Genomic DNA, 10,767 nt, shown 5'->3' with positions numbered 1-10,767 from the left:
CCACAACAGGACCGAGCAAGCCGCGAGCCAAAAATTCTGATGCGCTACCCCAAGATTTCCTGAGGCCCGGCTGTGAACGGGTTGGTCCCAGTCAAGATGCAGCTGGCCGGACGCGGCGTGACTTGCGTGCGCGGCGGCCGCGAGGTGTTTTCCGGGCTCGATTTCGAGGCAGTTGCCGGCGAGGCCATGGCCGTGGTCGGCCGTAACGGATCGGGCAAGACCTCGCTGCTGCGGCTGATCGCGGGCCTGCTCATTCCGGCTGGCGGCAAGATCGTACTGGGCGGTGGCCACGGCGACATGACATTGCCCGAGCAGTGCCACTATCTCGGCCATCGCGATGCCCTGAAGCCGGCGCTGAGCGTGACTGAAAATCTGTCATTTTGGGCTGAATTTCTCGGCGGTGAGCGCGGCGACGCGGCTGAAAGCCTCGCCACTGTCGGCCTCGACCACGCGGCCGATCTGCCCGCCGCCTTCCTGTCGGCCGGCCAGCGCCGCCGGCTGTCGCTGGCCCGGCTGCTGACGGTGCGGCGGCCGATCTGGCTGCTGGACGAGCCGACCAATGCGCTGGATGCGGCCGGGCAGGACATGTTCAGCGGGCTGATGCGGGAGCATCTGGCGCGCGGCGGGATGATCATCGCGGCGACCCATGGGCCGCTGGGGATTGACGCGCGGGAGCTGCGGATCGGGGGGATGGTGTGAAAAGGTCCAACCCTCAGCTTTCCAAGCGGCCGAGTTCGGCTCTCTCCGTTCCCTCCCCCCTTGGGGGAGGGAGCGCAGCGTGCCTGGGGCGCGAGCCGGGCTCTCATGGCCGTCTCGCAACCGCCGGGGGCCCCGCATGACCGCCCTCGCCGCCCTGATCCGCCGGGACATCAAGATCGCGCTCCGCGTTGGCGGCGGGGCGTTGATTGGCGTGCTGTTCTTCCTGACCGTCGTCGTCCTGATGCCGTTCGCGGTGGGGCCGGACCTGGCGCTGCTGTCGCGGCTGGGGCCGGCGATCCTGTGGCTCGGGGCGCTGCTGGCCAGCCTGCTGACGCTCGACCGGCTGTTCATGGCCGACCATGAGGACGGCTCGCTCGACCTGATCACGATGAGCCGGACGCCGCTGGAACTGGCCTGCGCCGCCAAGGCGCTGGCGCATTGGCTGGCCGCCGGCCTGCCGCTGATCGTCGCAACCCCCGTGCTCGGCCTCTTGCTCAACCTGGACATGGTCGCCACGGCTGCGGTGGCGCTGACGCTGCTGGCGGGCACCCCCGCCCTGACCTTCACCGGCATGATCGGCGCGGCGCTGGCGGTGACGCTGCATCGGGGCGGGCTGCTGATGGCCGTGCTGGTGCTGCCGCTGTCGATTCCCGTGCTGATCTTCGGCGTTGCCGCCTCGCAGGCCGCGATCACGGGACCGCTGTCGTTCGGCGCGCCGTTCTCGATCCTCTGCGCGCTGTCGCTGGTCAGCCTCGTGATCGGCCCGTTCGCGGCGGCGGCGAGCCTGAAACATGGCCTGGATTGAAACGAGCTCGGTTGCCTTGACCCCGATCAACTTTCACCGCGCGCTTTCATGCTGATTGCGTGAGCAGTCCCGGGTGCTTTATCAGGATACAATGTCGCTGATCGACCTCGCCAACCCCACCAGGTTCCTCGCGCTCTCGGCGCGGGTGCTGCCGTGGCTCGCGGCTGCGACCATCGTCCTGCTCGCGATCGGCCTCTATCAATCCGCATACGCGCCCGACGATTATCAGCAGGGTGCGACCGTGAAGATCATGTTCATCCACGTGCCCAATGCGTGGCTGTCGATGTTCGTCTGGGGCGTGATGAGCGTCGCTTCGCTCGGCACGCTGGTGTGGCGGCATCCGCTTGCCGATGTCGCGGCGAAAGCCGCAGCGCCGATCGGCGCCAGCTTCACCTTCCTCGCGCTGCTCACCGGCTCGCTGTGGGGCCGGCCGATGTGGGGCACCTATTGGGAGTGGGATGCGCGACTGACCTCGGTGCTGATCCTGTTCCTGATGTATCTCGGGCTGATGGCGCTGTGGCGCGCGGTGGAAGATCCCTCGCGCGCGGCGCGCGCTGCCGCCGTGCTGACGCTGGTCGGCGCGCTCAATCTTCCGATCATCAAATTCTCGGTCGACTGGTGGAATACGCTGCACCAGCCGGCTTCGGTGATGCGCATGGGCGGCTCGACGCTCGACAAGGCGTTCCTGATTCCGCTCCTGGTGATGGCCGTCGCATTCACGTTGCTGTTCGTCACGCTGCACCTGGCCGCGATGCGCAATGAGATTTTGCGCCGGCGCGTGCGCTCCCTGCAGATGATGCAGGCGAGCCGCGTAGCGTTTTCGAGCGGAGTGGGTACCGGTTCGCGTGAAGAAAACGCGTCAAAAGGCGCCGCATGACGATGTCGCTCGGACCTTACGCGCCCTTCATTGTGACATCCTACGCGGCAGCGGCCCTCGTGGTCGCGCTCCTGATCGGCTGGGTCATCATCGACTATCGCAATCAGACCGAGCGGCTGCGCCAGCTCGAGCGCAGCGGGGCCACGCGCCGCTCGGCCCGCAGCGCAGTGGATGCACCATGAGCGATCAAACCACGTCCGCACCTCCGCAGCGCCGCACCTTCCTGATGGTGCTGCCGCTGCTCGCCTTCGTCGGACTTGCGGTGCTGTTCTGGTTCCGGCTCGGCAGCGGTGATCCCTCGCGAATTCCCTCCGCGCTGATCGGCCACCCCGCACCGCAGACCACGCTGCCGCCGCTGGAGGGATTGCAGGCCGACAATGTGCAGGTGCCGGGCTTCGATCCCTCCGCATTCAAGGGCAAGGTCAGCCTCGTCAATGTGTGGGCGTCCTGGTGTGTGCCCTGTCATGATGAAGCGCCGCTCCTGAGCGAACTTGCCAAGGACAAGCGCTTCCAGCTCGTCGGCATCAACTACAAGGATACGCCCGAGAACGCCCGCCGTTTCCTCGGCCGCTACGGCAATCCGTTCGGCCGCGTCGGCATCGACGCCAATGGCCGCGCCTCGATCGAGTGGGGCGTCTATGGCGTGCCGGAGACTTTTGTCGTCGGCCCTGAAGGCACCATCGTCTACAAGCTGGTCGGCCCGATCACGCCGGAGAATTTCAGGACGGTGCTGTTGCCGCAGATGGAGAAGGTGTTGAAGGCGGGGTCCTAGCAAAACCCGTCATTGCGAGCGCAGCGAAGCGATCCAGACTGCTTCTGCGGAAAGACTCTGGATTGCTTCGTCGCAAGGGCTCCCCGCAATGACGAGTGGAGAGACTGTCACCCCTTCCTGATATCCCCCGCTTCGGCCTCGCTGGTCTCCAGCGACACCGGCTCGATCCCATAGCGCTTGGTCAGCGGCATCTGGGCGATGGCGAAGATCATCGTGATGGGCGTGACACCGAACACCTTGAAGTTCACCCAGAAGTCCGTGCTCTGGGTACGCCAGACGATCTCGTTCAAGACGGCCATGCCGGCGAAGAACAGCGCCCAGCGCAGCGTGAGGATGCGCCAGCCCTGCGGGGTCAGATTGAACATCTGATCGAACATCACCGCGATGAAGGAGCGGCCGAACAACAGGCCGCCGCCGAGGATCGTGGCGAACAGGCCATAGATGATGGTCGGCTTGAGCTTGATGAAGGTCTCGTCGTGCAGCACCAGGGTCAGCGTGCCGAACACCAGCACGATCACGCCGGTCACGATCGCCATGATCGGAATGTGCCGCGTCACCACATAGGAGGCAGCCATCGCCGCCACGATCGCGACCATGAAGGCACCGGTTGCGGCAAACAGATTGAACTTCGCATTGACGAAGAAGAACACGAGCAGCGGACCGAGCTCGGTCGCCAGCTTGAACAGCGGATGCGGCTGGGTCTTGTCCATGCTCTAGCTTTCGATTCCGGCGATGGCGCGGGCGAAATCGCGCGCGGTGAACGGCGCGAGATCGTCGACGCCTTCGCCGACACCGATGAAGTGCACCGGCAGCTTGAACTTCTCGGCAAGCGCCACCAGGATGCCGCCGCGCGCGGTGCCGTCGAGCTTGGTCATGACGAGACCGGTGACGCCCGCCGTGCGATGGAAGGCCTCGACCTGCGACAGCGCGTTCTGGCCGACGGTGGCGTCCAGCACGAGCAGCACCGCATGCGGCGCTGTCGCGTCCACCTTGCGGATGACGCGCACGACCTTCTCGAGCTCGTTCATCAGCTCGGCCTTGTTTTGTAGCCGGCCGGCGGTGTCGATCAGCAGCACGTCGATGTTCTGCTGTTTCGCCGCGGTCAGCGCATTGAAGGCGAGGCTCGCCGAATCCGAGCCCTGCGCGCCCGCGATCACAGGCGTCTTGGTGCGCTCGCCCCAGACCTTGAGCTGCTCGATCGCGGCGGCGCGAAAGGTGTCGCCGGCGGCAAGCATCACCTTGCGGCCTTCGGAGGCGAATTTTTGCGAGAGCTTTCCGATGGTCGTGGTCTTGCCGGAGCCGTTGACGCCGACCACGAGGATCACGAACGGCTTCTTGGCCGTGTCGATCTCGAGCGGCTTCGCCACCGGCGCCAGCACCTTCTCGACCTCGGTCGCGACCACGTCCTTGACCTCGTCGGCCGAGATCGCCTTGTCATAGCGCCCGGTGCCGACGGCATCCGCGATCCGCACCGCGACTGACGTGCCGAGATCGGCGCGCAGCAGCACGTCCTCGATGTCGTCGAGCATGGCGCGGTCAAGCTTGCGCTTGGTGACGAGGTCGGCGACCGCGGTCCCGAGCGAGGACGAGGTGCGCTTCAGCCCGTTGGACAGGCGGCGCCACCAGCTCAGCTTGGGGGTGTCAGTGGTATCGTTCATGGTGGCGGTGTGTTAGCCGTTCCGGCTCCCAAACGAAAGCCTTGACCGAAAGACTTGCAATTGCTCGATGTTCCCGAATTGACCGCTGAGGAGATTTTAGCCCGCGTGCTCCACCGCGACGGCTTGATGCTGGTCATCGACAAGCCGGCCGGCCTGCCGGTGCATCGCGGCCCCAAGGGCGGCCCCAATCTGGAAGACTCCTTCGACGCGCTCCGGTTCGGTCTGCCGCGGCCGCCGGTGCTGGCCCACCGGCTGGACAAGGACACCTCCGGCTGCCTGGTGCTCGGCCGCCATCGCAAGGCGACCGCCTCGCTCGGCCTCCTGTTCAAGCACGGCAAGATCGGCAAGACCTACTGGACCGTGGTCGAGGGCGGCCCTGCCGAGGACGAAGGCACCATCGACATGCCGCTCGGCCGGCTCAATGCCGAGCGTGGCTGGTGGCAGAAGCCCGACCCCGAGGGACAGAAGGCGATCACCAACTGGAAGGTGATGGGCCGCGGCGACGGCTTCACCTGGCTGGCCATGGAACCGGTGACCGGCCGGACCCACCAATTGCGGGTGCATTCGTCCGCGACCGGCTGGCCGATCTTCGGCGATAACATTTACGGCAACGGCCCGCGCTTCGGCGAGCCGAAGCTGCATCTGCATTCCCGCGAGATCGTGGTGCCGATCTCCCGGAACAAGGAGCCGATCCGCGTGGTCGCACCCGCCCCGCCCCACATGCACGAAAAACTCCGCGCCTGCGGCTGGAACGGGGAGTAGGAGCCTCTCCCGAGCATGGTTTACGAAACGTTCAGGGCTGGCCTCTAATGATAACGGTCGCTTAGAAAAAGCTTCCGTCATTCCGCTCAGGACGAGCAACGTCATGTCCACGGCCCAGCTATCGATCATCGACGAGGTCGAATCCGCGATCCGGACCGGCTCGGCGGAAAAGGGCATGGAGACCGCCCGGCGCGTCACCGACCTGTTTCTCTCCTCCGCCGGAAGCTTCAACGACGAGCAGATCGCGCTGTTCGACGACGTGCTCGAGCGCCTGATCGGCACCATCGAGCTGCGCGCCATTGCCGACGTCGCAGCGCGCGTGGCGCTGGCCGAGATCAGCGCCCAGCTCGCGCCCATCGCACAGGCACCGCCCTCGGTGATCCGCCGCCTCGCCAACAATGACGAGATCCGCATCGCCGGCCCCGTGCTGCAGGAATCCGCCCGGCTCGACGATGGCGAGCTGACGAAGATCGCCGCCAGCAAGAGCGAGCCGCATCTGCTTGCGGTCGCCGGCCGCTGGTGGCTGAAGGAGATCGTCACCGACGCGCTGCTGGCGCGCCGCTATCCGAGCGTCAGCAAACGTCTCGCCGCCAATCCGGGCGCGCGCGTCTCCGGCAACGGCTTTGCCATCATCGTCGGCCAGGCCGAATCCGATCCCGAGCTTGCCGTCAGCGTCGGCGTCCGCGTCGACCTGCCCTCGGATCTGCGCCGCCAGTTGCTGCGTTCGGCGACAGACGCAGTGCGTACGCGGCTGCTGTCGCGCGCGCCGACGCATCTGTTCGAGGAAATCCAGAACGCGATCGCTGCCGTCACTGTCGGTATCGAGCGCGAGATGTCTGCTGTCCGCGACTTCGAAGGCGCCAAGCGGGCGATCGGAAATCTCAAGGCGACCGGCCAGCTCAACGAGGCGACACTGCTGAACTTCGCGCGACAGCGTCGTTACGAGGAAACCGTGGCCGCGCTGGCGGCACTGTCCGGATCGACAGTCGAGGTGATCCGTCCGCTGATGCAGAGCCTGCGCGAAGACGGCCTGCTGGTGCCGTGCAAGGCGGCGCTGCTGAGCTGGGAGACGACGGTTGCCGTGCTCGAAAGCCGCTTTGCCACCGGTGCGATGAAGCCGGCGGATGTTGCGAGGGCGAAGGGCAATTTCGCGCGGATGACGGCGGAGAATGCCAGGCGCACGCTACGCTTCTGGCAGGTGCGGGCGTCGTAGGGCTTGCGAGTTAATGCACCCCGCGTCCACGCCCCAGGTGTCGTCCCGGCCTAGTGCGCAATTGCGCACTAGGCCGGGACGACAACTGAGTATGTGGTCAGCCGCTCGTCATCACTGCCGTTGATCGTCCGCGGCACGACACTGCCGATGCGCTCGCCCGCGATAGCCACCGGCAGATAGTGCTCAGTCCGCCCCAGGCTCTCGCTCTCGACCAGCACATCGCGCGTCGCACCGATCTCGGCTTGCAGCCGCCGGCGCAAAACCGCCTCTCCGGCTGCACGCAACTGCCTCGCCCGCTCCTTGATCACCGGCCTTGCCACTTGCGGCATCCGCGCAGCCGGTGTGCCGGGACGCGGCGAATACGGGAAGACATGCAGGAACGTCAGCCCGCATTCCTCGACGAGATCGAGCGAGCGCGAAAACATGTCTTCGGTTTCGGTCGGGAACCCCGCGATGATGTCGGCGCCGAAGGCGATATCCGGGCGTAGGCGCCGTACCTGATTGCAGAACACGATCGCATCATGCCGCGAATGCCGCCGCTTCATCCGCTTCAGGATCATGTCGTCGCCCGACTGCAGCGACAGATGCAGATGCGGCATCAGCCTGGCATCGTCGGCGATGGCATCGAGCAGATCAGCATCCGCCTCGATCGAATCGATCGAGGAGATGCGCAACCGCTTCAGCTCCGGCACGTGCCGCAGGATCTGCTTCGTCAGCAGGCCGAGCTTCGGCGCGCCCGGCAGGTCAGCGCCATAGCTGGTGAGATCGACGCCGGTGAGCACGATCTCGGCATGACCGCGCTCGACCAGGGTGCGCACCTGGTCGACCACGGCGCCCATCGGCACCGAGCGTGAATTGCCGCGGCCGTAGGGGATGATGCAGAAGGTGCAGCGATGGTCGCAACCATTCTGCACCTGCACGAACACCCGTGGCAGGCCGCTCGCATAGCCATCGACGAGATGCGGCGCCATCTGCTTCACCGACATGATGTCGCTGACGGCGATTTTCTCGCCGGTGCCGACACCGAAAGCGTCGCGCGCCGCTCGCCAGGCTTCGCTTCGCATCTTGTCGTCATTGCCGACGACGCGATCGACCTCGGCCATGTCGGCGAACATCGCGGCTTGCGTCTGCGCCGCGCAACCGGTGACGACGATGCGCGCACCCGGCCGTTCACGCTTCATCTTGCGGATCGACTGCCGCGCCTGTGCCACCGCCTCATTGGTGACGGCGCAGCTGTTGATGACGATGGTGTCGGACAGGCCCGCGCCTTCCGCTTTGCTGCGGATCACCTCGGCCTCGAAGGCGTTGAGGCGGCAGCCGAAGGTGACGATGTCGACGGCCATCAGCCCACCGGCGCAAACAGCGCCGGATCGAAATGGCCTTCATATTCGAAGGTCGCTGTGCCCGTCATCAGCACGTGATCGTCGCGCTCGCGCCATTCGATGCCGAGCTTGCCGCCGGGCAGCGTCATCTCGACCTTGCGCTCGGTGCGCTTCAACCGCGCTGCTGCGACCGCGGTCGCGCAGGCCGCCGAGCCGCAGGCCCTCGTCAGGCCGGCGCCGCGCTCCCAGGTGCGCATGGTGATGTGCTCGCGATCGACGATATGGGCGAGCGTGATGTTGGCACGCTCCGGAAAGATCGGATGATTTTCCAGGAGCGGACCGAAGCGCTCGAGATCATAGGCGTTGACGTCGTCGACCCAGAAGATCGCGTGCGGATTGCCCATGCTGACCACGGAGGGCGAATGCAGGATCGGCTTGTCGATCGGCCCGATCTGCAACTCGATGTAGCGGGTGTCGCGAAACTCCTCCGCCAGCGGAATGTCCTGCCAGCCGAACTTCGGCGCACCCATGTCGACGGTGTAGAGATCCGGCGCCGGGCCCTGCCAGGCATTGAGCAGGCCGGCCGCGGTCTGGAAGGTCGCCGTGGTCTGCCCGCTCTTCTCGAAGATGCGGCGAACCACGCAGCGCATGCCGTTGCCGCAGGCGCCGGCTTCGGAGCCGTCATTATTGTAGATGCTGATGAAGGCTTCGGTGCCGTCGAGCCGCGGCTTCTGCAGTACCATGAGCTGGTCATAGGGCACGCCGCCTTGCGCGGAAGCGACCGCGCGGGCGTCTTCAGGCGTGATGCGGCCCGCGGAATCGCGCATGTCGACAACGACGATCTCGTTGCCGATGCCGTTCATCTTGGCAAATGCGTGGTTGGCGAGCGCGCTCATGAAAATTCCCGAATTTCGCCCGTCTTATATGGTGATCCCAGGCCCCTTGGCCAGTGATTTGCGCCCGCGGGGGCCGGGGCGCCTGCCATGACGCAGACGTCATGGGACGAATTTGGCGCTCGCGTGTTAGAACGGCGAAAGCGCGCGCGGAGGGGGATGCGCGACCGGATTTGGCCTTCGTAAGGGCCTTCGTCGTTGAGGCCTTCTTGGTAAAAGGCCTTCTTGGTTAAGGCCTTCTTTGTTAAGGCCTTGGGGAGAATAGAATGATTAGGTTTCGTCGTCTCGCTCTGGCCGCGCTGATCCCGGCAGCGGCCTTGTCGCTGAGCCTGTCGATCGCCCGGGCTCAGACACCGAGCCCGGCGCCCGCGGCTTCAGCAAGCTCCTCGCCGGCGCCGGCGGCCTCGCCCTCACCGGACGCCAGCGCCTCGCCCGTGGCAGCGCCGTCGCCGGCAGCCAGCGCCTCACCCGCGCCGGCGGCATCGCCCTCTCCTGCAGCTAGCGCCTCACCGAGCCCGGCGGCACCGCCGCCCGCTGCGGCCGCCACGCCGGCCCCGGTGCAGACCGCCGATCCCTTTGGCCAGGAGACCACGCTCGAGCCGAAGAAGGTCGTGATGATCAAGGGCACGGCCAATTGGGATTCGGCGTTCGACACCCTGGTCGACACCTTCAAGGCGCTGAACGCGCTGCTCGACAAGCAGGGCATCAAGCACGCCGGCAACGCGATGATCGTCTACACCTCGACCGACGACACCGGCTTCACCTTCTTCGCCGAAATCCCCGTCGACCAGGATCCGAAGAACCTGCCCAAGGACATGAGCATCGGCAAATCGCCTGAAGGCAAGGCGCTGAAATTCGTCCATCGCGGCTCCTACGACAACATGGACAACACCTATGAGGCGATCACCAATCACCTTGACGACAAGAAGCTGGAAGCCAAGGACACGTTCATCGAGGAATACCTCACCGATCCGCTCAAGACGGCCGAGGACAAGCTCGTGATCAATGTGTTCGTGCCGCTGAAGTGAGACAGATGAAAAAGCCTGCCGCCCTCGCTGCAATCTTCGCAGCCACGATGCTGACAATGCCCGCACGCGCCGACGATTTCCCGTCCGCCATCTCCGTCAGCGGCGAGGCCACGGTCTCGGCGGCGCCTGACCTTGCGCAGATCGACGCCGGCGTCGCCAACGACGCCAAATCGGCCAAGGAAGCGTCCGATGCCAACAACGCGGCGATGGGCAAGGTGCTGCTGGCGCTGAAGGGCGCGGGGATTCCCGAGAAGGACTACCAGACCTCGCGCCTGTCGCTGCAGCCGCAATATGCGCCGAACCGCTCGACCGGCGCTTCGCCCGTGGTCGGCTTCCGCGCCTCCAACCGCGTCACCGTGAAGATTCGCGACGTGACCAAGGTCGCTGGCGTCATCGACATCCTGGTCGGCGCGGGCGCGAACGACATCGGCAACATCTCGTTCGAGGTGACGCAAGCCTCCAAATTGCTCGACGACGCGCGCGAGCAGGCGGTCGCCGACGCCCGCCGCAAGGCCGAGATCTACGCCAAGGCCACCGGCGTCACGCTGGGGGCGCCGCTCAGCGTCTCCGAAGGCGGCGCGCCGGTGCCGCTGTTCAAGGCGCGGATGACCGCCGCTCCAATGGCTGCTCCTGCTGCGGTTGCGCCGGGCGAGGAAACGCTGTCGGTGACGGTGAATGTGAGCTGGGCGATCAAGCCGAAAGAGCAGTAAAGGGCTTCGTAAGAGGCTCGCGGCTTGC

Annotated in this window: 13 protein-coding genes; 9 read left to right on the top strand and 4 right to left on the bottom strand. The window is 65.9% G+C overall.

Features of this window, described 5'->3' with window-relative positions:
• Positions 1–96: 96 nt before the first annotated feature.
• The 5 genes from ccmA to ACNJX9_RS01810 all read left to right on the top strand — a co-directional run bounded on the left by ccmA (position 97) and on the right by ACNJX9_RS01810 (position 3,153).
• Complete coding sequence (gene ccmA / locus ACNJX9_RS01830; protein WP_439410234.1) at positions 97–699, top strand: heme ABC exporter ATP-binding protein CcmA; 603 nt, start codon at positions 97–99, stop codon at positions 697–699.
• A gap of 136 nt (positions 700–835) precedes the next feature.
• Positions 836–1,504 (top strand): heme exporter protein CcmB, encoded by a 669-nt coding sequence (ccmB, locus tag ACNJX9_RS01825; protein WP_271619455.1) that lies wholly within the window; start codon positions 836–838, stop codon positions 1,502–1,504.
• A 91-nt stretch (positions 1,505–1,595) separates the two neighbouring features.
• On the top strand, positions 1,596–2,381 hold the full coding sequence (locus tag ACNJX9_RS01820) for a heme ABC transporter permease (protein ID WP_271599597.1): 786 nt from the start codon (positions 1,596–1,598) through the stop codon (positions 2,379–2,381).
• On the top strand, positions 2,378–2,563 hold the full coding sequence (gene ccmD, locus ACNJX9_RS01815; protein ID WP_439407634.1) for a heme exporter protein CcmD: 186 nt from the start codon (positions 2,378–2,380) through the stop codon (positions 2,561–2,563). The genes ACNJX9_RS01820 and ccmD overlap by 4 nt, the downstream gene beginning before the upstream one ends.
• Positions 2,560–3,153 carry a DsbE family thiol:disulfide interchange protein gene (locus tag ACNJX9_RS01810; RefSeq protein ID WP_439407633.1) on the top strand — a complete coding sequence of 198 codons (594 nt, stop codon included), beginning with the start codon at positions 2,560–2,562 and terminating at the stop codon, positions 3,151–3,153. The genes ccmD and ACNJX9_RS01810 overlap by 4 nt, the downstream gene beginning before the upstream one ends.
• Positions 3,154–3,260: 107 nt before the next feature.
• Here ACNJX9_RS01810 and ACNJX9_RS01805 read toward each other — a convergent pair whose 3' ends face one another.
• Positions 3,261–3,863: a septation protein A gene (locus ACNJX9_RS01805; RefSeq protein WP_057740713.1), complete on the bottom strand. Its 603-nt coding sequence runs from the start codon at positions 3,861–3,863 to the stop codon at positions 3,261–3,263.
• A gap of 3 nt (positions 3,864–3,866) precedes the next feature.
• Entirely contained in the window at positions 3,867–4,811 is a 945-nt protein-coding gene (ftsY, locus tag ACNJX9_RS01800) for a signal recognition particle-docking protein FtsY (protein WP_057740711.1), read from the bottom strand.
• Between the two features lie 60 nt (positions 4,812–4,871).
• Between ftsY and ACNJX9_RS01795 the strand changes: the two genes are divergently transcribed.
• Together ACNJX9_RS01795 and ACNJX9_RS01790 are read left to right on the top strand one after the other, a co-directional pair.
• Positions 4,872–5,573, top strand: a complete 702-nt coding sequence (locus tag ACNJX9_RS01795) for an RluA family pseudouridine synthase (RefSeq protein ID WP_057740708.1) — start codon at positions 4,872–4,874, stop codon at positions 5,571–5,573.
• Between the two features lie 103 nt (positions 5,574–5,676).
• Positions 5,677–6,786 (top strand): DUF2336 domain-containing protein, encoded by a 1,110-nt coding sequence (locus ACNJX9_RS01790; RefSeq protein WP_057740706.1) that lies wholly within the window; start codon positions 5,677–5,679, stop codon positions 6,784–6,786.
• A gap of 68 nt (positions 6,787–6,854) precedes the next feature.
• Here the strand turns inward: ACNJX9_RS01790 and mtaB are convergent, their stop codons facing one another.
• Both mtaB and dapF read right to left on the bottom strand, forming a co-directional pair.
• Complete coding sequence (mtaB, locus tag ACNJX9_RS01785; RefSeq protein ID WP_439407632.1) at positions 6,855–8,129, bottom strand: tRNA (N(6)-L-threonylcarbamoyladenosine(37)-C(2))-methylthiotransferase MtaB; 1,275 nt, start codon at positions 8,127–8,129, stop codon at positions 6,855–6,857.
• Positions 8,129–9,004: a diaminopimelate epimerase gene (dapF, locus tag ACNJX9_RS01780; RefSeq protein ID WP_271599590.1), complete on the bottom strand. Its 876-nt coding sequence runs from the start codon at positions 9,002–9,004 to the stop codon at positions 8,129–8,131. The genes mtaB and dapF overlap by 1 nt, the downstream gene beginning before the upstream one ends.
• A 263-nt stretch (positions 9,005–9,267) precedes the next feature.
• Between dapF and ACNJX9_RS01775 the strand changes: the two genes are divergently transcribed.
• Both ACNJX9_RS01775 and ACNJX9_RS01770 read left to right on the top strand, forming a co-directional pair.
• The gene (locus ACNJX9_RS01775; protein WP_439407631.1) at positions 9,268–10,029 is read left to right on the top strand and encodes a GyrI-like domain-containing protein; all 762 of its coding nucleotides are present in this window, start codon (positions 9,268–9,270) and stop codon (positions 10,027–10,029) included.
• A 5-nt stretch (positions 10,030–10,034) separates the two neighbouring features.
• Entirely contained in the window at positions 10,035–10,739 is a 705-nt protein-coding gene (locus tag ACNJX9_RS01770) for an SIMPL domain-containing protein (RefSeq protein WP_439407630.1), read from the top strand.
• Positions 10,740–10,767: the final 28 nt, after the last annotated feature.

It is taken from the genome of Bradyrhizobium sp. BLXBL-03 (assembly GCF_051853015.1).
Taxonomy (GTDB): domain Bacteria; phylum Pseudomonadota; class Alphaproteobacteria; order Rhizobiales; family Xanthobacteraceae; genus Bradyrhizobium; species Bradyrhizobium manausense.
The sequence above is the reverse complement of the archived record's forward strand: the minus strand, read 5'-3'. Positions and strand labels throughout refer to the sequence as shown.